The organism is Mycolicibacterium sp. 624 (assembly GCF_040548615.1).
Classification (GTDB): Bacteria; Actinomycetota; Actinomycetes; order Mycobacteriales; family Mycobacteriaceae; genus Mycobacterium.
Window position 1 is genome coordinate 769,108 of the sequence record NZ_JBEPRZ010000003.1, and the last position, 18,540, is coordinate 787,647.

19 protein-coding genes and 3 pseudogenes are annotated in these 18,540 nt (G+C 66.8%); 7 read left to right on the plus strand and 15 right to left on the minus strand.

Annotated features, from left to right (window positions below; all coding sequences use genetic code 11):
• Nucleotides 1–3: 3 nt before the first annotated feature.
• From secF to yajC, 3 genes are all read right to left on the minus strand, one after another.
• Nucleotides 4–1,251, minus strand: coding sequence for a protein translocase subunit SecF (gene secF / locus ABIA65_RS16535; RefSeq protein WP_354524201.1), 1,248 nt, complete (start codon nt 1,249–1,251; stop codon nt 4–6).
• 4 nt (nt 1,252–1,255) lie between these two features.
• Complete coding sequence (gene secD, locus ABIA65_RS16540) at nt 1,256–3,109, minus strand: protein translocase subunit SecD (RefSeq protein WP_241399349.1); 1,854 nt, start codon at nt 3,107–3,109, stop codon at nt 1,256–1,258.
• Nucleotides 3,110–3,179: 70 nt separating this feature from the next.
• Nucleotides 3,180–3,548, minus strand: coding sequence for a preprotein translocase subunit YajC (gene yajC, locus ABIA65_RS16545; protein WP_241405699.1), 369 nt, complete (start codon nt 3,546–3,548; stop codon nt 3,180–3,182).
• Nucleotides 3,549–3,911: 363 nt separating this feature from the next.
• Here yajC and gabT point away from each other — a divergent pair, with 363 nt between their 5' ends.
• On the plus strand, nt 3,912–5,261 hold the full coding sequence (gene gabT / locus ABIA65_RS16550) for a 4-aminobutyrate--2-oxoglutarate transaminase (RefSeq protein WP_354524202.1): 1,350 nt from the start codon (nt 3,912–3,914) through the stop codon (nt 5,259–5,261).
• A gap of 30 nt (nt 5,262–5,291) precedes the next feature.
• Nucleotides 5,292–6,725 carry an aminobutyraldehyde dehydrogenase gene (locus ABIA65_RS16555; RefSeq protein WP_241399351.1) on the plus strand — a complete coding sequence of 478 codons (1,434 nt, stop codon included), beginning with the start codon at nt 5,292–5,294 and terminating at the stop codon, nt 6,723–6,725.
• Nucleotides 6,726–6,749: 24 nt separating this feature from the next.
• Here ABIA65_RS16555 and ABIA65_RS16560 read toward each other — a convergent pair whose 3' ends face one another.
• Together ABIA65_RS16560 and ABIA65_RS16565 are read right to left on the minus strand one after the other, a co-directional pair.
• Nucleotides 6,750–6,905, minus strand: a complete 156-nt coding sequence (locus tag ABIA65_RS16560) for a hypothetical protein (protein WP_354524203.1) — start codon at nt 6,903–6,905, stop codon at nt 6,750–6,752.
• A 13-nt stretch (nt 6,906–6,918) separates the two neighbouring features.
• Entirely contained in the window at nt 6,919–7,593 is a 675-nt protein-coding gene (locus ABIA65_RS16565) for a hypothetical protein (RefSeq protein WP_354524204.1), read from the minus strand.
• Nucleotides 7,594–7,688: 95 nt separating this feature from the next.
• Here ABIA65_RS16565 and ABIA65_RS16570 point away from each other — a divergent pair, with 95 nt between their 5' ends.
• Together ABIA65_RS16570 and ABIA65_RS16575 are read left to right on the plus strand one after the other, a co-directional pair.
• Entirely contained in the window at nt 7,689–8,315 is a 627-nt protein-coding gene (locus tag ABIA65_RS16570; protein ID WP_354524205.1) for a maleylpyruvate isomerase N-terminal domain-containing protein, read from the plus strand.
• Nucleotides 8,316–8,687: 372 nt separating this feature from the next.
• Nucleotides 8,688–9,518, plus strand: a pseudogene (locus ABIA65_RS16575) (GGDEF domain-containing protein); the annotation flags it as partial.
• Between the two features lie 47 nt (nt 9,519–9,565).
• On the opposite strand, the gene ABIA65_RS16580 reads toward ABIA65_RS16575, so the two are convergent.
• The 4 genes from ABIA65_RS16580 to ruvC form a co-directional block, all read right to left on the minus strand.
• Entirely contained in the window at nt 9,566–9,952 is a 387-nt protein-coding gene (locus tag ABIA65_RS16580; RefSeq protein ID WP_241405700.1) for a DUF1304 domain-containing protein, read from the minus strand.
• Nucleotides 9,953–10,014: 62 nt separating this feature from the next.
• On the minus strand, nt 10,015–11,088 hold the full coding sequence (gene ruvB, locus ABIA65_RS16585) for a Holliday junction branch migration DNA helicase RuvB (RefSeq protein ID WP_354524206.1): 1,074 nt from the start codon (nt 11,086–11,088) through the stop codon (nt 10,015–10,017).
• Nucleotides 11,085–11,672: a Holliday junction branch migration protein RuvA gene (gene ruvA / locus ABIA65_RS16590; protein ID WP_354524207.1), complete on the minus strand. Its 588-nt coding sequence runs from the start codon at nt 11,670–11,672 to the stop codon at nt 11,085–11,087. Before ruvA ends, ruvB begins: the two co-directional genes overlap by 4 nt.
• A complete protein-coding gene (gene ruvC / locus ABIA65_RS16595) occupies nt 11,669–12,247 on the minus strand; it encodes a crossover junction endodeoxyribonuclease RuvC (RefSeq protein ID WP_241399357.1) in 579 nt (192 codons plus the stop codon). The genes ruvA and ruvC overlap by 4 nt, the downstream gene beginning before the upstream one ends.
• Nucleotides 12,248–12,409: 162 nt before the next feature.
• Between ruvC and ABIA65_RS16600 the strand changes: the two genes are divergently transcribed.
• Complete coding sequence (locus tag ABIA65_RS16600; protein WP_354524208.1) at nt 12,410–13,642, plus strand: mechanosensitive ion channel family protein; 1,233 nt, start codon at nt 12,410–12,412, stop codon at nt 13,640–13,642.
• A 2-nt stretch (nt 13,643–13,644) separates the two neighbouring features.
• On the opposite strand, the gene ABIA65_RS16605 is transcribed toward ABIA65_RS16600, so the two are convergent.
• Nucleotides 13,645–14,247: a TetR/AcrR family transcriptional regulator gene (locus ABIA65_RS16605; protein ID WP_354524209.1), complete on the minus strand. Its 603-nt coding sequence runs from the start codon at nt 14,245–14,247 to the stop codon at nt 13,645–13,647.
• Between the two features lie 62 nt (nt 14,248–14,309).
• Between ABIA65_RS16605 and ABIA65_RS16610 the strand changes: the two genes are divergently transcribed.
• Nucleotides 14,310–15,167 (plus strand): alpha/beta fold hydrolase, encoded by an 858-nt coding sequence (locus tag ABIA65_RS16610; protein ID WP_354524210.1) that lies wholly within the window; start codon nt 14,310–14,312, stop codon nt 15,165–15,167.
• Between the two features lie 15 nt (nt 15,168–15,182).
• On the opposite strand, the gene ABIA65_RS16615 is transcribed toward ABIA65_RS16610, so the two are convergent.
• Both ABIA65_RS16615 and ABIA65_RS16620 read right to left on the minus strand, forming a co-directional pair.
• Entirely contained in the window at nt 15,183–15,938 is a 756-nt protein-coding gene (locus ABIA65_RS16615) for a YebC/PmpR family DNA-binding transcriptional regulator (protein ID WP_241399361.1), read from the minus strand.
• Between the two features lie 104 nt (nt 15,939–16,042).
• Complete coding sequence (locus tag ABIA65_RS16620; protein ID WP_354524211.1) at nt 16,043–16,639, minus strand: TetR/AcrR family transcriptional regulator; 597 nt, start codon at nt 16,637–16,639, stop codon at nt 16,043–16,045.
• Between the two features lie 62 nt (nt 16,640–16,701).
• Between ABIA65_RS16620 and ABIA65_RS16625 the strand changes: the two are divergent.
• Nucleotides 16,702–16,941 (plus strand): annotated as a pseudogene (locus ABIA65_RS16625) (CocE/NonD family hydrolase); the annotation flags it as partial.
• A gap of 67 nt (nt 16,942–17,008) precedes the next feature.
• Here ABIA65_RS16625 and pdxT read toward each other — a convergent pair.
• The 3 genes and pseudogenes from pdxT to ABIA65_RS16640 form a co-directional block, all read right to left on the minus strand.
• Nucleotides 17,009–17,593 (minus strand): pyridoxal 5'-phosphate synthase glutaminase subunit PdxT, encoded by a 585-nt coding sequence (gene pdxT / locus ABIA65_RS16630; RefSeq protein ID WP_241399363.1) that lies wholly within the window; start codon nt 17,591–17,593, stop codon nt 17,009–17,011.
• A complete protein-coding gene (gene tesB / locus ABIA65_RS16635; RefSeq protein ID WP_241399364.1) occupies nt 17,590–18,435 on the minus strand; it encodes an acyl-CoA thioesterase II in 846 nt (281 codons plus the stop codon). The genes pdxT and tesB overlap by 4 nt, the downstream gene beginning before the upstream one ends.
• Nucleotides 18,436–18,443: 8 nt before the next feature.
• A pseudogene (locus tag ABIA65_RS16640) lies at nt 18,444–18,540 on the minus strand (pyridoxal 5'-phosphate synthase lyase subunit PdxS); the annotation flags it as partial.

Consider the following 18,540-nt stretch of genomic DNA (forward strand, 5'->3'; position numbering starts at 1 on the left):
GACCTACTGCCTGGGAGTCCGCTTACCCGACGGTCGACCGGTGGGGCGGATCGGCTTGGCTCCGGGTGCGGGCTTGTCAGGTGCAATGGCCGCGGGGGCGGACGCTGTCACGGCGACCGCTTCCGGTGATCCGGTCTCCTCACCGGCGGCAGCCTTCGCCGACACGCCCTTGCGCCGGTTCATCACCTTGCGAGTGTGGTTGCGCACCAGTTCGGTCCGCTCACGCAGGGTCACCAGAAGCGGCGTCGCGAAGAAGATCGACGAGTACGTACCGACGATGACGCCGACCAACTGCACGAGGGCGAGGTCCTGCAGGGTTCCCACACCCAGCAGCCAGACCGCGACGACGATGAGCGCCAGGATCGGCAGTACCGAGATAACACTGGTGTTGATCGACCGCATGAAGGTCTGGTTGATCGCCAGGTTGGCCTGCTCGGCGAACGTGCGCCTGGTGGTGTGCTCGAAGCCGTGGGTGTTCTCCTCGACCTTGTCGAACACGATGACCGTGTCATAGATCGAGAAACCGAGGATGGTCAGCAGCCCGATCACCGTGGCAGGGGTGACCTCGAACCCGACGATCGAGTACACGCCCGCCGTGACGACGAGGTCGAAGACCAGTGACGCCATCGCCGCAGCCGCCATGTAGCGCTCGTAGCGCAGCGTGATGTAGACCGTGACGATCGCGAGGAAGACCACCAGCGCGATGAGCGCCTTCTTGGTGATCTGGCCACCCCACGTCTCCGACACCGCCGAGTCGCTGATCGACTGCTTGCTGGGCTGTCCGTCGGCGCCCTTGGGCTGGAAGGCGTCGAACAACGCCGTCCGCAGGTCCTCGGTCTGATCGTTGGTGAGTGCCTCGGAACGGATCTGCACCGTGGCGGAGTCGCCGGTGCCGACGGTGACCACTGACTCGGGGGCCTCACCGATCGTCTTGCTGAACACGGTCTCGACCTGTTCGGTCGTCACCTGTCCGTGCGAGCCCTGCGCGGGCAGCGACACCTTGGTGCCGCCCTCGAAGTCGATACCGAAGGTGAAGCCACGCACCACGATGCTGATGATCGCGATGGCCATGATCGCACCGCTGATCCCGTACCACAGATTGCGCTTGCCGACGACATTGAATGCGCCGGTGCCGGTGTAGAGCCGGATGAAGAAACCATGCTGGGGCGCTGTCGACGTCGCGGCCGTCAGCTCCTCGCCCGTCGGGACGACGTCGGCATCCGTGTCCAGGGGTTGCTCGTGTTTGGCCATGTCGTTACCGCTCTCCCGTCGATGCCGCCGCGGCCCGTCGTTCGCGCGCGATCTGCTGAACCGCGCCAAGGCCGTTCATCGACGGCTTGGCGAGCAGCGCCGTCTTCGACGACAGGTACACCAGCGGCCAGGTCACCAGGAACACCACGACGACGTCGAGGATGGTGGTAAGGCCGAGCGTGAACGCGAAGCCCTTCACCTGTCCGACGGCCAGGACGTAGAGCACCGCGGCGGCGATGAACGTGACCGCGTTGCCCGACAGAATCGTCTTGCGGGCGCGTGCCCAACCGCGTGGCACGGCCGACCGGTAGGAGCGGCCCTCTCGGATCTCGTCCTTGATGCGCTCGAAGAACACCACGAACGAGTCCGCGGTGGTGCCGATGCCGATGATCAGACCCGCGATACCCGCGAGGTCCAGCGTGTAGTTGATGTAACGCCCCAGCAGAACCAGGATCGCGAAGACCATCGCACCCGCAAGGATGAGCGACAACGCTGTGAGCAGGCCCAGCACTCGGTAATAGAGCAATGAGTACAACAGCACCAGACCGAGGCCTATCGCACCCGCGAGCAGACCGGCACGCAGCGACGTCAAACCGAGTGTCGCGGAGACGGTTTCGGCCTCCGATGACTCGAATGACAGCGGCAGCGAGCCGTACTTGAGGACGTTGGCGAGTTCTTTCGCCGAACTCTGGGTGAACTGGCCGGTGATCTGGGTGTTGCCACCGGGGATGGGCTCGTTGATCGCGGGTGCACTGACCACCTGCGAGTCGAGCGTGAACGCCGTCTGGGTGCCGACGTTGGCTGCGGTGAAGTCGGCCCACACGTTGGCGGCGTCACTCTTGAACTCGAGGTCGACGACGTACTCGCCGCGCTGCGTGTCCAGGCCGGAACTCGCGTTCTTGATGCCCTCACCGCTGATGATCGACTTGTCCAGCAGATAGACCTGGGTGTGGTCCTCCGAGCACGTGACGAGCGGCAGGTTGGGATCGTCGTTGCCTGCCAGCACATCCTCGTCGTTGCACCGGGTGGCCTGGAACTGCAGCGCCAACAGCTGGATCTGCTGTTCGGTGCTCTGACGCAGCGCCTTCTCGTCGGAGATCTGCTGCGCCTTGGCCTCCCGTGAGCCCGGTGCGGGCGCAGGTGGTGCCGGCGGTGCTGCCGGAGGCGGCGTGCCGCCGGCAGGCGGGGCCTCAGCCGGCGGGGCATCGGGTGCTGGTGTCGGCGGCGGGGTCGGCGCCGGCTCCTCGGGGAAGGGCCGCGGTTGCGGTGCTGGTTCAGGTGCGGGTGCTGGCGCCTCAGCGGCGCCCGGCAGCACCGGTTCGCCTGGTCGCGGCGGCACGATCGGTGCCTCCGGTTCGGCTGGTGCGAACAACGGCGGCACCCCCGGGGCGCCCGGCGCGCCGGGCATGCCCGGTGCTCCCGGCATACCCGGAACTCCGCCGGCTGGCGCCTCTGCGGGCGGAGGTGTCTGACTCTGCGCCGGGATCACGTGAATGACGGGCCGAATATAGAGCCGTGCCGTCTGTCCGAGGTTGCGCGCCTCGCTGCTGTCGTCACCGGGCACGGTGATGACCAGGTTCTCGCCGTCGATAACCACCTCGGAACCCGAGACGCCCAGACCGTCGACGCGGTCGCCGATGATCTGTTGGGCCTGGGTCAGCGCCTCACGAGTGGGCGGTGAGCCGTCGGGTGTGCGTGCCGTCAGCGTGACACGGGTCCCGCCCTGCAGATCGATGCCGAGTTTTGGCTTGGCCTGCTTGTCACCGGTGAAGAACACCAGCGAGAAAGCACCGATCAGAAGGACCAGGAAGAGCGTCAGGTAGCGGTACGGGTGCACCGGCGAAGAAGTCGATGCCACGTTGCTTGAATCTCCTCAGGTCGTGCGTCAGCACCGCAAAGGGTACGTGGTGGGGCTGAGTGCTCCGCTGTCAGTCTTTCTTGATCTGATTCGGATCGGCCGTGGCCTCGGTGCCGGTGGTCACATCTGCGACGTCATCGGCGTACTCATCGGTCTCGGTGTCGTCCTCGTCGTACTCATCATCGGCCTCGATACGGTCGCGCACGGCGAGCTTCATCCAGGTGGTCACAACACCCGGCGCGATCTCGAGATCGACGGTGTCGTCGGAGACGTCGGTGATGGTGGCCTGCAGGCCAGACGTGGTGTGGACGCGGTCGCCCACGGTCAGCGACTCGTGCAGGTCGATCGTCGCCTGCATCGCCTTCTTCTGGCGGCGCGAGGCGAAGAACATGAATGCGCCAAGGATGATGAGCAGCGGAAGGAAGACGACGAGGTCCATCTCAGAATTGTCTTTCGTGTCAGTCATGCGTGTCGCGCCCTGACAGACAGTCACAGGCCCGCTTGAACTTCTAGTGTGCCATCACCGCAGATCCCAGCGGAATCCGACACCACTGGAGAGAATCGCACACGCCGGTCCCGCTCCCCTCGACGCGTCGCGACAACCGAATGCGTGGTGATCGACCCGGTTTGATACCGAATCCGCACCCGATGACGACTCATGACGACTATTACGGTTGTGCATCGCGGTCGGCCGACTAGGCTGGCACACGGACGTCGCGGGGCGCCCGCCTCCGTTGGCCGCGCACCGACCGTTCCCCATAATCCCCCCCTCGCAAGAGCACTGCGAACTGGAGTATCAGACGTGACAACCCCAAAGACGTTGGAACAGAGCCGTCACCTCGCCACCGCAATCCCCGGCCCGAAGTCCTCGGCCCTCATCGAACGCAAGGGCGCCGCCGTTGCCAGGGGCGTGGGCACCACGATGCCGGTGTACGCGGCGCGTGCGGGTGGCGGAATCGTCGAGGACGTCGATGGCAACCGATTGATCGATCTGGGCTCGGGGATCGCGGTCACCACCATCGGCAACGCCTCCCCCCGAGTGGTCGAAGCCGTCTCCGCCCAGGCGGCCGACTTCACCCACACCTGCTTCATGGTCACGCCGTATGAGGAGTACGTCGCGGTCTGCGAACACCTCAACAGACTGACCCCAGTGGCCGGCGAGAAGCGTTCGGCGCTGTTCAACTCCGGCTCGGAGGCCGTCGAGAACGCGGTCAAGATCGCCCGCGCGTACACCCATAAGCAGGCCGTGGTGGCGTTCGATCATGCGTATCACGGGCGCACCAACCTGACCATGGCGCTGACGGCGAAGTCGATGCCCTACAAGCACGGCTTCGGCCCGTTCGCGCCCGAGATCTACCGGGCTCCACTGTCCTATCCGTTCCGCGACGCCGAGTTCGGCAAGGAACTGGCCACCGACGGTGAACTCGCCGCGCGCCGGGCCCTGAGCATCATCGACAAGCAGGTCGGCGCCGACAACCTGGCCGCCGTGATCATCGAGCCGATCCAGGGCGAGGGCGGCTTCATCGTTCCCGCCGAGGGCTTCCTGTCCACCCTGCTGCAGTGGTGTCGCGCCAACGGTGTCGTCTTCATCGCCGATGAGGTGCAGACCGGTTTCGCCCGCACCGGCGCGATGTTCGCCTGCGAACACGAGGGCATCGACCCGGATCTCATCGTCACCGCGAAGGGCATCGCCGACGGCCTGCCATTGTCGGCTGTCACCGGTCGCGCCGAGATCATGGACGCTCCGCACGTCAGTGGCCTCGGCGGCACCTACGGCGGCAATCCCATCGCGTGTGCCGCGGCATTGGCGACCATCGCGACCATCGAGTCTGACGGGCTGGTCGCTCGCGCCAAGGAGATTGAAACCCTCATGAAGGGCCGGCTCGACGCCCTGCAGGCCGACGACGACCGGATCGGCGACGTACGCGGTCGGGGCGCGATGATCGCCGTCGAACTCGTCAAGCCGGGCACCCTCGAACCCGACGCCGAGCTGACCAAGGCGTTGTGTGCGGGCGCGCACGCGGCGGGCGTCATCGTGCTGTCGTGCGGCACCTACGGAAACGTCCTGCGCTTCCTCCCGCCGCTGGCCATCAGCGACGACCTTCTCAACGAGGGTCTCGACATCCTGGCGCAGCTGCTCTCCGATCTCTGATCACCTCACCCGGAAGGGGATTCACATCTCATGACCACCGTGCAGAACTTCATCGGCGGAAACCTTGTCGACTCCGTCAGCGGAGCCACGATGCCTCTTGTCGACCCGACCACCGGCGAGACGTACGGCACCGCACCGGTGTCGAACGCACAGGATGTCGACAACGCCTATGAGGCCGCGGCGACGGCGTTCAAGGACTGGAAGCGCACCACTCCCGCAGCCCGGCAGAAGGCGCTACTCGCCTTCGCCGACGACGTCGAGGCGGCCGCCGCCGACCTCGTCGCCGCCGAGGGCCGCAACACCGGCAAGCCCAATCACGTCACCATGGCCGAGGAAATCCCGCCCATGGTCGACCAGATCCGCTTCTTCGCCGGTGCCGCAAGGGTTCTCGAGGGCAAGTCGGCCGGCGAGTACATGACGGACCACACCTCGTGGATCCGACGCGAACCGGTCGGCGTGGTCGGCCAGGTGGCCCCGTGGAACTACCCGATGATGATGGCGATCTGGAAGTTCTGTCCCGCAATCGCCGCCGGCAACACCGTCGTGATCAAGCCCAGCGACACGACGCCGGTCACCACGGTGATGCTGGCCGAACTCGCATCGAGGCACCTGCCGCCCGGCGTGCTTAACGTCGTGGCGGGTGACCGCGTCACGGGCGCGGCCGTCGTCGCGCACCCCACACCGGAGATGGTGTCGATCACCGGTTCGGTGGCGGCGGGTCGAGCGGTCGCGGTCAGTGCCGGCGGGCACCTGAAGCGCACACACCTGGAACTCGGCGGCAAGGCCCCGGTGGTCGTGTTCGCCGACGCCGATATCGCCGCGGCCGCCGAGGGTATCGCGACCGCCGGGTACTTCAACGCCGGGCAGGACTGCACCGCGGCGACCCGCGTGCTGGCGCACGCATCGATCGTCGGTGACCTGACCGCCGCGCTGGCCGAGCAGGCCAGAGGCGCGACCACGACGTTCGACAGGGCGGCCGATGACGAGGACGCGTGGGTGCCGCCGGTGAACAACGCCAACCAGCTGGATCGCGTCCTGTCGTTCTTCACCGACGTACCGGCGCATGCGACCGTGGCAGCTGGCGGAAATCGTCAGGGCGACAAGGGTTTCTACGTCGAACCGACGGTCGTCAGCGGCCTGCACCAGGACGACCGGATGATCCAGAACGAGATCTTTGGCCCGGTCATCACCGTGCAGTCGTTCAGCGATGAGGACGAGGCACTCACGTGGGCGAACGGTGTCGAGTACGGCCTGGCGTCCTCGGTGTGGACCAAGGACGTGTCACGGGCGATCCGGATGTCCAACTCACTGGACTTCGGCTGCGTGTGGATCAACACCCACATCCCGCTCGTCGCCGAGATGCCCCACGGCGGTTTCAAGTCCTCCGGCCACGGCAAGGACCTGTCGATGTACGGGCTCGAGGACTACACCCGGATCAAGCACGTCATGGTCTACACGGGATAGCGGCCTCGTCGAGCGGCGTGCCGACTACCGGGTGATCTTGGCAGAGGCGAAGCCGGCAAGGAGATGGGCTCGCAGCTGTGCGGGCGCATCCTCCTGCAGGAGGTGGCCTGCATTGTCAATCCAGGCCCAGCGGATGGTTCCGCCGTCGGTCGCGAACTCCTCGGGCAACGTCCAGACCATCGCGGCTCCTCGGCTAAACCGCCGTCGGACGGTGCCTGCGGTGGCCAGTCAGCCGACCGCGCCACCCCGAGCGGCGCTCGGCGGGCTCATGCGCGACGGGCGTTGTGACTTCGTTCGAGGCATCGGTCATCGCGTCGGTCCGGCCTGTCCGCACATCGGTCCGGTCGGCGGTCGCGATAGGCCGATGCCCGTACTCGACATCACGCACCGACCGAATCGACAACCGGCCCAGGGCAAGTCCGCCCAGAAACACGATCAGCGCGCCCAAACCGTAGAACTGGGTCAGCTCCAACCACACGCGCTTGGTCTCGGTTGTGGCGACGGGTGTACCCACGTCTCCCAGGTTCAACGGCCCCGCGAACGCCCGCCCCACGACGAACCACGCACCCGCCACGACCGCAAGCCAGCCGCCGAGCATCGCGGTGGCCCTGTTGCGCGATACGAGTAGGAGGAGACCGCCGATCGCGGCGACCGCGCCGGGCAACACCTGCAGCCACCCCCGGCCTGCCGACCACTCCTGCCCGAGGCTGTAGGAGAAGTCGAATGAAGGGCCGACGAACGGTACTGCCGCACCCCACAGTCCCAGCAGGATCAGCAGTAGTCCGCTCGCCGCACCACGGCTGCGGGGCATCCGAAGCCGCCCGCCTTGGCGGCGTCCGTCAACGCTGGTTCTCTCGAGGTCGTTCATGATGTCTCCTTTGTCGCACAGGGCATACCCTCGGGCGCCTCACCTCTAACCTGCGACGATCTGGACGGTTGCGGCTGCTGGGTAGCCTCGACGCCGTGCGCGCCATCGACGACACGACACGGGACCTCCTCGCCGACACCTGGGAACGCTGGGCACGCTGTTGCTCGGATCTGACATCCGAACAGTGGTCTGCTCCCACGCGATGCACACCGTGGGACGTTCACGCTCTCGTTGCCCACGCCTGCCCCGAACTGAGCCTGTTCGACCACATCGACGACCATCTCCTCAATACCGACGCAGCGGTCGGCGACGGCGCCTCGATGCTGCGGACATTCAACGCCCCCGGCGGAGTCGCACACACGACTGCAGACGATCTGGCGCAGACGGCCCTCTCCGAGGCCGTCACTCTTCGCCCGGCGGACGCCGTCACGAGATTCAACGACTGCGCCCGCGCCGCACGGGCGGTGACGCTGCCCGGTCGGTCAACGATCTCCTATCCCGTGGTCGGCAGCGCGACCCTGGCCGCCGTGGCCGATGTCGCGCTGGTGGAGGCAACGGTGCACCTGCTCGACCTGGTGGATGCCGTCGGAGGTGTCGGACCGTCGACGGGGGCAGTCGAGGCGACGCGTGCCGTACTGATCGCCGTGCCCGATCCGACCGCGGCGGTGGAGATATTGGCGGGGCGCGTAACACCCAGCTGCGCGTTGCCCGTCATCCGCTGAATTCCAAGGATGACCAGCAAATAGACTTGGCGTTTTGTACTATCGGGAGGGGGCTCCTCGTGTCGTTGCGTCATGTCATTGCGGGGGTCAGGTTTTATCGCCCGCCACTCCAAAGCGGTCGGGTCGACGATCAACGAAGAGCGAGCACATCACGTGGACTGGATTAGCCGTTGGTGGCGGCAACCCGACCACCATGAATGGCTGTCCGGTTATCTCGCGGCTCGCGATCTGCAACGCTTCACCCAGTTCTTGGTGGCTGGCTGCGTGCTGGCACTCGGCGCCGTACCCACCTTGATGCTGTGGAGTCCGTCGGGCCCGCAGAATGCGACGACCCGGATTCTGTCCATAGTCGTTGCCGCGATGTGCGCCATCATGGCGGTGCTGTGGACGACTCAGTGGCCAACCCGGCGCCAGTCCATCGTGTTCATCGCCACCGCGAGTGTCTGCGTCGCAGTTTCGAGTCTCTCCCAATCCTCGCCGAGTTCCGGTTTGCAGATATGCACTGCGTTCGCCGCGCTCGCCGGATACGCGGCGTTCTTTCACACCAGTCGGGCACTGGCGTTCACGTTGGTCCTGGCATTGGGGACTGCCACGATATGCGCCGTCCAGATCGGTGCCGACTGGGACCCGTTCGGAGCGATCAGCAAATTGCTGGTCCTTGCCGTCGGCCTTTTGGCTGTGCCTTACTCTGCGCAAGTTCTCGTACATTTCCTCGGCAGCGACGCGCTGAAATCCGACACCGATCCGCTGACAGAGCTACCCAACCGCCGTGGTTTCTACAGGTCGATGAGGGTGCTGGCCGGCGAGTCGATGAACAACCGCTCGTCGGTTCTGGGCGTCGTGATGATCGACCTGGATGCCTTCAAGCGGGTGAATGACACCGCGGGCCACGCGGCAGGTGACCAAACCCTGATCGCCGTCGCCGACATCCTCCGCCGAACCCGCCGCGGAGACTCCGTCATCGGCCGCATCGGTGGCGAGGAATTCGTCGTGGGCCTGATCGGCGGTCCGCAGACCGCATCGGGTCTCGCCGAGCGACTGCGGCGCGAGATCGCGCAGACACCCTGGAATGTCACGGCGAGCGTCGGTGTGGCGACAGCCGCCCCGCGCCGCGTTCCCGAGGGCGGGGTCCGCGCCTTCATCCAGGGACTCGTCGAGTCGGCCGACCGGGCGATGTACACCGCCAAACGTGCTGGGGGCGACCAGGTTTTCGTCGCCGGACAGGACCGCGATGCGTACTTCGAGGACGCCTACGCGGACAACCCGATGGCCAGAAGCACCACGGCCACCAACGGAAACGTCCCCTGGACGATCACGGCACGCAGCTTGTCTGGCGCCGACACCAACAGCACCAGCGCTGCCGCCAACATCGACCCCGCACCCGCGAAGACCAAGGCGGCGCCGACCGGGATACCGCCGGAGATCATGAATCCCACGCCCACTCCGATGACGACCGCCAGGAAGAGGTTGTAGAACCCCTGGTTGAACGCCAGGAGTTTGGTGGTCTCGGCTTCCTCCACTGTGGTGCCGAACGTCGCGCGGGTGCTCGGCGCCGTCCATCGGAACGACTCCAGCACAAAGATGTAGACGTGCAGCACGGCCGCCAGCGATGCGAACACGAGCGCCGCGATAACCATCGCCCCAAGACCCATTCCGGTACTCCCTAGTGTTCCAAGTGGCCGACCGCGCAAAGGGCCGACTACTCGAAGAGACCGGGTTGCCCCAGCCCGCCGACCCCGCTCGGCGGTGTCAGTCCCAAGTGCCGCCAGGCCTGGCTGGTGGCGACCCTTCCGCGCGGTGTGCGGGCGATCATCCCGGCGCGCACCAGGAAAGGTTCGCACACCTCCTCGACGGTCGTGGCCTCTTCGCCGACAGCGACCGCGAGGGTCGACACCCCCACCGGGCCGCCACCGAAGCTGCGGATCAGGGCGGCCAGCACCGCGCGGTCCAGGCGGTCCAGGCCGAGATCGTCGACGTCGTACACCTCGAGCGCCAGCTTCGCGATATCGGTTGTGATGACGCCGTCGGCACGTACCTCGGCGTAGTCACGGACACGGCGTAGCAGCCGGTTGGCGATACGCGGCGTCCCCCGCGACCGTCGGGCGATCTCCGATCCGGCCTCGGCACCCAGTTCGATGCCGAGGATGCCCGCCGACCGCAGCAGCACGCGTTCGAGTTCGGCTGGCTCATAGAAGTCCATGTGGGCGGTGAACCCGAACCGGTCACGCAGCGGACCGGTCAGTGCGCCCGAGCGAGTCGTTGCGCCGACGAGTGTGAACGGGGCGACCTCGAGCGGGATCGACGTCGCCCCCGGGCCCTTGCCGACGACGACGTCGACACGGAAGTCCTCCATCGCGAGGTACAGCATTTCCTCGGCGGGGCGCGCGATGCGGTGGATCTCGTCGATGAACAGAACGTCGTGCTCGACGAGGTTGGACAGCATCGCGGCGAGATCTCCTGCACGCTCGAGCGCCGGACCCGACGTCACGCGAAGGGCGGTGCCCAACTCTGCGGCGATGATCATCGCCAGCGATGTCTTGCCCAGTCCCGGCGGCCCCGACAGCAGGATGTGATCCGGTGTGCCGCCACGATTCTTGGCGCCCTCGAGGACGAGTTGCAGCTGCTCGCGGACGCGCGGCTGGCCGATGAACTCATTCAGCGAGCGGGGCCGCAGGCTCGCGTCGATATCCCCCTCGCCCACTGTGAGCGCGGGTGAGACGTCGCGCTCGAGATCCTCGGCCGCGCCGTCGTCGTCACCGTCGAACCGGCTCATTTCCTGCCCAGCATCGATAGGGCGGCACGCAGCGCGCTCTGCGTCGTCGCATCGGGATCACCGGCCAGCACCTTGTCGGTGGCCTCCTCGGCCTGCTTGGCGGCGAAGCCGAGCCCGACGAGCGCGTCCACAACGGGACCACGAATGGCACGTCCCCCGGCCAGCGCGACACCACCGGGCGTCACGGGGCCGATCTTGTCGCGAAGCTCCAACACCATGCGCTCGGCGCCGCGCTTGCCTATCCCCGGAACTCGCGTCAGGGCGGTGACATCGCCGTCGGCGAGGGCCTGCCGCAGGGCCTGCGCGTCGTAGACCGCCAGCGTCGCCAGCGCGATCTTCGGACCCACCCCGGAGACGCCGAGAAGCGTGCTGAACAGGTCCCGCGCGTCACCGTCGGCGAACCCGTACAGCGTCATCGAGTCCTCGCGCACGATCATCGCGATGATGAGCCTGGCCTCGGTTCCACGCCGCAGCGTGGCCAGTGTGGACGGTGTCGCCATGACCTTGTAGCCGACGCCCGCGGCCTCGATCACCGTGTGATCGAGGGCGATGTCAACGACCTCACCACGCACCGAGGCGATCACGTCGCGCTCCCCGACATCCGCGCGGGGGCGGCCTTGAGCTTGGCCTTGTACTTGCGTTTCTGCTCGGCGGCCATGGCCTCGGCCGCCGCCATCCGCGCGATCATCGGGGCCCTCCAACAGTGACAGATCGCCAGCGCCAGCGCGTCGGCAGCGTCGGCCGGTGTCGGTTTGCTCTGTAGCGCAAGGATTCTCGTCACCATCGTGGTGACCTGATCCTTGTCGGCCCTCCCGTTGCCGGTAACCGCGGCCTTCACCTCGCTCGGCGTGTGGAAGTGCACGTCGATATCCCGCTTGGCGGCGGCGAGCGCGATCACTCCCCCGGCCTGCGCGGTGCCCATGGCAGTGGGCGCGTTCTGGTTCGCGAAAACTCGCTCGATCGCGACGACGTCGGGCAGGTGGGTGTCCATCCAGTGCTCGACGGTGTCACTGATGGTGAGCAGGCGCCTGTGCAGCGGTTGATCGGAGGGAGTGCGGACCACGTCGACGTCGAGGGCGGTGACCTGGCGCCCGCGCCCACTCTCGATGACGGACAGCCCGCAACGGGTCAAGCCCGGGTCGACGCCCATCACACGCACGCGATCTCCTCCATCTCTAGAACAGCTGTTCGATAGCCTAACCGCCGGGGGCGACGCTGCCGGGCAGGGACACGCCACCACCGTGCCGATGTGACGTCGGCTGCGGACGCGGCTACCGTCGATGGGGACCCGACCCCGATCCCTGGGAGCTGAACTCACTCGATGCCCGCCGAGACCGATCTCGAGTCCGCAACGAATCTCGCCGTCACGCTGGCCTGGGTCTGCGGTGCCGTGGTGGCCGCCTACCTGCTGGGACTGATTCTCACCTGGGTGCTCGCCCGCCTCGGGCGCCGCAGCGCGCTGGTACGCGATATCGCAGAACTGACGCGCAGACCGCTGCGCGCCGCGTTCATGGTGTTCGCCGCCACGATTGCAGTTCAGCGCACCTCCGACCAGGTGGATGGCTGGCGCGGGTGGGTCGATCACAGCCTGCTGATCCTCCTCATCGCGACGATGACCTGGCTGCTGATCAGCCTGGTGGAGGTCGCCGAGCGCCGGATCATCACCCGCTACGGCGGCGGTGACAACGCCGAGATCACCGACGCCGACCGCCAGTGGCGACGGCTGCGGACCCAGGTGACGGTGCTGCGACGTCTCGCCACCGCCATCGTGGTGGTGCTCGGCATTGCGGCGATCTTCATGACGTTCCCGGCGTTCTCCGATATCGGCACCACACTGTTCGCCTCGGCCGGTGTGCTGTCCGTGGTCGCAGGCCTTGCCGCGCAGACCTCGCTCGGAGCGGTGTTCGCCGGCATGCAGATCGCGTTCTCGGGCGCGATCCGGGTGGGCGATGTCGTCGAACTCGAGGAGGGCCGCTGGTGGGGCCGCATCGAGGAGATCACGCTCACCTACGTCGTCGTCAGGCTGTGGGATGAGCGGCGACTGGTACTCCCGTGCACCTACTTCACCACCACACCGTTCGAGAACTGGACGCGCAGCGCCACCGAGATCATGGGCACCGTCGAGTTCGATGTCGACTTCTCGGTCCCGTTCCACGATATGCGCGCCGAACTCGACCGCCTGCTTGCCTCGAGCGACCAGTGGGACGGCCGGCGCGGCGTGCTGCAGGTGACCGACGCGATCGGCGGTGTGGTGCGCGTGCGGATCGTGGTCAGCGCCCCGAACGCGGGCGCGTTGTTCGACCTTCGATGCGCCGTGCGCGAGGGCATGGTCGATTGGGTGCAGCGCACGGGCGGCGTCGTCCCCACGCAGCGCATCGAACCCTCGACACCGGCGGCCGAGCCCCACATCCGGCGCGACGGCGACGGTGAGACCAAACGCGTTGCCGCGAGCCTGTTCTCCGGAAGCCCCGAGGCCGACGAGCGTGCCAAGGCGTTCGATGAGCGCGCCGATGACGTCGAGGACGACCTCGTCAGGTCCAACGGACGCGGCTGACGTCAGCCGCCAACCGGCGCCGAGACACGGACACCCAGTGCGACGCCGCGATATGGCGCGGCAAGCGTGCGCCCGACGGCCAGCAGTGGTTCGGTGTCGCGCAGGGTGCGCGCCAGCACGAAAGCGCCCTCTAGGCCGCTCACCACGGCGACGGTGACCTGCCGGGCCACGTCACGTTCGAGCCCCCGGGCGACGAAGTACTCGGTGCCGCCGTCGAGCCATGCCGTGAAGATTCCCGCCGAGGCGGTACGCAGTTCCTCGACGGTGTCGGCAATCTCAGCCGCGACGCTGGCCACCGGACACATGTTGGCGTAGCCCGTCGTCGACATGTCCTCGGCGGCCTGGACGAAGACAGCGTCGATCGCCTCACCGAGATCGTCGTGCGGGTCGACGAGCGTGGGGATCAGCAGTCCGTATGCCACACCCGCGTCGACCAGCGCTTCGCGTGCGATCTGGAGCTTGCCACCGGGAAAGTGGTGATAGAGCGAGCCGATCGGGGCGCCGGCCGCCGCAACGACGTCCTTCATGCCGACGGCCCCGTAACCACGGTGCCGCATCAGTTCCGCCGTCGCGGTCAGGATCGCTTCCCTGGTGGACCTTGCCATCGTCGCCTCCTGCAGCCACACTAGAGCATACGTTCTAGAATACTAGTTCTAATGGAGGTCCGATGAGATCCGTCGATGTCGCGGCAGGCACGCTTGAGTATCTCGATGCGGGCGATCCGGCTGGCCCGCCGGTGGTTCTGCTGCACGGACTGCTGATGAATGAGTCGCAGTGGAGCCGAGCGCTGCCGCTGTTGCCGGAGGGGTTCCGCTACGTGCTCCCGGTGCTGCCGATTGGCGGTCATCGAAGGCCGATGAACGACGACGCCGACCTGACGATGCCCGGCATGGTTCACATCCTGGCCGACTTCCTCGATGCCCTCGACCTCACCGATGTCACTCTGGTGGTGACGGACTGGGGTGGCCCGATCTTCCTCACCGACCTTGGCCGCGACGACCGCGTCGGCCGAATGGTGATCTGCCCATCGGAGGCATTCGACAACTTCCCGCCGGGCCTCCCCGGCAAGGTCGTCTGGGCGGGCACCCGGACCACGGGCACCGTGAAACTGGCGTTGCAGCAGATGCGCATCGGCTGGCTGCGCAACCGGTTCTTCATGTGGGGCATGATGGCGGCCAAGCCGATCCCCCAGGACGTGATGGAGGCGTGGACGGCACCTGGCATCGCCGACGTGCGGATCCGGCGCGACCTGCTGAAGTACTCACGCACGAAGATGGTGAAGCACGACCTCATCCGCGCGACCGAGAGGCTCGCGGACTTCGACGGTGACGTGCTCATGTTGTGGAGCCACAATCGGGTGATGCCGCAGGCACACGCGTCTCGGCTGGCGGAACTCACCGGCGGGACGCTGCGCTATGTCGACGACGCCAAGGTGCTGATCATGCTCGATCAGCCCGAGCAGACCGCCCGCGAGATCGGCGCGTTCCTGACCGCGTCACGCGAAAAGCGGCCTCTCGCAACATGAGATGACCCGCGGGGTTCAGTCCTCGTCGAGCGCAGCGGCGACGTCGTCGGGGATGTCGACGTTGGAGAAGACGTCCTGCACATCATCGCTGTCCTCGAGCGCGTCGATCAGCTTGAGCACCTTGCGGGCACCCTCGAGATCGACGGGCACGGTGACCGAGGGCTGGAAGCTGGCCTCGGCGGAGTCGTAGTCGATACCGGCGTCCTGCAGCGCGGTTCGCACCGCCACGAGATCGGTGGGCTCGGAGATGATCTCGAAGGCCTCGCCGAGATCATTGACGTCCTCCGCGCCGGCCTCGAGGACCGCCGTGAGCACGTCGTCCTCGGTCAGGCCGTTCTTCTGCAGCGTCACGATGCCCTTGCGGGTGAACAGGTAGGCCACCGATCCCGGGTCGGCCATGTTGCCGCCGTTGCGAGTCATCGCCACGCGGACCTCACCGGCCGCGCGGTTGCGGTTATCGGTCAGGCACTCGATGAGGATCGCGACGCCGTTGGGGCCGTAACCCTCGTAGGTGATGGTCTGCCAGTCCGCGCCGCCGGCCTCTTCACCGGCACCGCGCTTGCGGGCGCGCTCGATGTTGTCGTTGGGCACCGACGTCTTCTTGGCCTTCTGAATGGCGTCGTACAGCGTGGGGTTGCCCGTCGGGTCGCCGCCGCCGGTACGCGCCGCGACCTCGATGTTCTTGATCAGTCGGGCGAATTCCTTGCCGCGTCGCGCATCCTTGACGGCCTTCTGGTGCTTGGTGGTCGCCCACTTGGAATGGCCGCTCATGCAGTTGATACCTCTTCTTGTCTACTGCGAAGTCAGAGCGTCGAGTCTACGTGGGCGTTCGCGCCGCACCCGCAGTACCTCGGCGATCGGCAGTGTCGGAATGCTCAGCCGAGGTCGCCATCGACATAGTGCTGCAGATTCGGCGCGACCGCCGCGACAAGATCGTCGTCGCTCATCGACGCGATTGGTTCGATGGCCCACACATAGCGCATCATCGCCAGGCCCATGATCTGCGACGAGATCAGCCCGCTGCGAACCAATCGGTCCCGTTCGTCCACACCGAGCTGCGAGACACCCATCAGGCCGGCCTCGACGATGCGACGCAGCTTCCCGCGCGTCGACTCGTCATGCGCCGCGGTCACCAGAACCGCCCGCAGGACGGGCCCGATCTCCTCATCGGCCCAGGCACCCAACATGAGCCGTACCAGTGCCGCGCCCAACTCATCTTGCGGTGTCGACCAGGTCGCAGCGACGCTGTCGAGCCATCGCTGCGGTGGCTCGGTCGCGGCGTCGAGCAACGCTTCCTTCGAGCCGAAGTAGTGGTAGACGAGCGCGGGGTCAACGTCGGCACCGCGCGCGATCGCCCGAATCGTCGTACCAGCCCAGCCATGGTGGGCAAACTCGCCGCGCGCCGCGGTGAGGATGCGCGCTGACAGCACACCGCGTTCGTCACGCGGACCGGGAGGCGGCCTCTTCGGCATGTGCACAACCCTAGCAGAGTTTCACGTTGCGTTGAGACTAGTTTCAACCTACCGTGAGACTCATGTCGCGGAACACCCTGAACGGGCCTCAGACCACCGGCCGCGAATACCGCAATCTCAGCGCGCCGGAGCACGGCATTCGACACGACATCAACGTCGCGGTTCCCGTGCGTGACGGCGTCTCGCTCATGGCCGACGTCCACCGCCCAGACGCGAGCGGCCGCTTCCCCGCCCTGATCGCCGCCTCGCCCTACCCCCGCCAGATCCAGGACCTCGGCGCCCCGATGGGCTTCCTCGAGGCCGTCCCTCCCCTGACCGCGATTTCGGCGCGTTTTGGAGCGCTCAGCGAACGAAACCGCGCCGAAATCGCTAGAGGGAGGCGACGAACAGCTTGTGCACGCGACGGTCACCGGTGACCTCGGGATGGAACGCCGTCGCAATCACGCGACCCTGACGCACCGCCACCGGGTGTCCGGCCGCGCTGGCCAGCACCTGCACATCGGGTCCGACGCGCTCGACCCACGGCGCCCGGATGAACACGGCGTGCACCGTATCGTCCAGACCCTCGAACTCGACATCCTGCTCGAATGAGTCGATCTGACGCCCGAAGGCGTTGCGCCGCACCGTCATATCGATGCCTGCCAGCGGAAGTGCCTCACGGCCTGGCACGCCCGCGTCGTTGATCTCGGTGGCCAGCAGGATCATTCCGGCACACGATCCGTAAGCCGGCATGCCGTCCGCCAGCCGGCTGCGCAACGGCTCGAGCAGATTCAGCTCTCGCAGCAGGTGACTCATCGTCGTGGACTCGCCACCGGGGATGACCAGCGCGTCGACGGCCTCCAGCTCGGCCAGCCGCCGCACGGTCGACGCCTCGGCGCCGGCCTCCCGCAGCGCGGCCAGATGCTCTCGGGTATCGCCTTGCAGCGCAAGGACACCGACGTGTGGGCTACTCACGTGCGCGGAGGCGTGAAGCCACGCTCATATCGGGTCAACCCCTCCTGCATGACGGCCGCGACCATCTCGCCGTACTGGTTGAACAGCTTGCCCTGCGTCAGGGCCCGGCCGCCGCAGGCCGACGGCGACGACTGGTCGTACAGCAGCCACTCGTCGGCACGGAACGGCCGCATGAACCACATGGCGTGATCGAGCGAGGCGATCATCATGTGCTTGCGTTCGTCGGGATGGTTGACCTGGGCCGAACCGAGCAGCGTCAGATCGCTCATGTAGGCCAGCGCACAGATGTGCAGCACCGGGTCGTCGGGCAGCGGATCGCTATGCCGGAACCACACCTGCTGCTGGCTGGCCTTGCCCGGCAGCAGTGCGACCTGATCACGCGGCACGATGCGGACGTCCCACTCGGCGAACTGTGCGAACCCGGCGTCGTCGAACGCACCGCCCGACCGGAAGCCGGGCAGGTCGTCCGGCGGCGGTGCGGCCGGCATGGCGTCCTGGTGCTCGATACCGCTTTGGTCCGACTGGAACGACGCCGACATCGAGAAGATGGTCTTACCGTGCTGGATGGCGTTGACCCGCCTGGTGCAGAACGATCCGCCGTCACGCAGCCGCTCGACGGTGTACACCGCAGGCGCCTTGGCGTCGCCGGGCCGCAGGAAGTAGCCATGCAGCGAGTGCACCTGGAACGTCGGGTCCACGGTGCGCACGGCCGACACCAGAGACTGGCCCGCTACATGCCCACCGAAGGTGCGCTGCAGAAAGCCAGACTCTGGGCTGAAGACACCACCGCGATAGATGTCGACCTCGAGTTGCTCGAGATCGAGTATCTCCTCGATTGCCACCGTGGCGGCTACCAGCCGCGTTCGGCGAGCCGATGCGGCTGCGCGATGTCCTCGACGTTGATGCCGACCATGGCCTCACCCAGCCCGCGCGACACCTTGGCCAGG

Excerpts from the sequence above, each read along its gene's own strand:
- secF (WP_354524201.1), bottom strand. The coding sequence starts at position 1,251 with ATGGCCAAACACGAGCAACCCCTGGACACGGATGCCGACGTCGTCCCG.
- yajC (WP_241405699.1), bottom strand. The coding sequence starts at position 3,548 with ATGGACCTCGTCGTCTTCCTTCCGCTGCTCATCATCCTTGGCGCATTC.
- ABIA65_RS16555 (WP_241399351.1), top strand. The coding sequence starts at position 5,292 with ATGACCACCGTGCAGAACTTCATCGGCGGAAACCTTGTCGACTCCGTC.
- ABIA65_RS16560 (WP_354524203.1), bottom strand. The coding sequence starts at position 6,905 with ATGGTCTGGACGTTGCCCGAGGAGTTCGCGACCGACGGCGGAACCATC.
- ABIA65_RS16565 (WP_354524204.1), bottom strand. The coding sequence starts at position 7,593 with ATGAACGACCTCGAGAGAACCAGCGTTGACGGACGCCGCCAAGGCGGG.
- ABIA65_RS16580 (WP_241405700.1), bottom strand. The coding sequence starts at position 9,952 with ATGGTTATCGCGGCGCTCGTGTTCGCATCGCTGGCGGCCGTGCTGCAC.
- ruvB (WP_354524206.1), bottom strand. The coding sequence starts at position 11,088 with ATGAGCCGGTTCGACGGTGACGACGACGGCGCGGCCGAGGATCTCGAG.
- ABIA65_RS16600 (WP_354524208.1), top strand. The coding sequence starts at position 12,410 with ATGCCCGCCGAGACCGATCTCGAGTCCGCAACGAATCTCGCCGTCACG.
- ABIA65_RS16605 (WP_354524209.1), bottom strand. The coding sequence starts at position 14,247 with ATGGCAAGGTCCACCAGGGAAGCGATCCTGACCGCGACGGCGGAACTG.
- ABIA65_RS16610 (WP_354524210.1), top strand. The coding sequence starts at position 14,310 with ATGAGATCCGTCGATGTCGCGGCAGGCACGCTTGAGTATCTCGATGCG.
- ABIA65_RS16615 (WP_241399361.1), bottom strand. The coding sequence starts at position 15,938 with ATGAGCGGCCATTCCAAGTGGGCGACCACCAAGCACCAGAAGGCCGTC.
- ABIA65_RS16620 (WP_354524211.1), bottom strand. The coding sequence starts at position 16,639 with ATGCCGAAGAGGCCGCCTCCCGGTCCGCGTGACGAACGCGGTGTGCTG.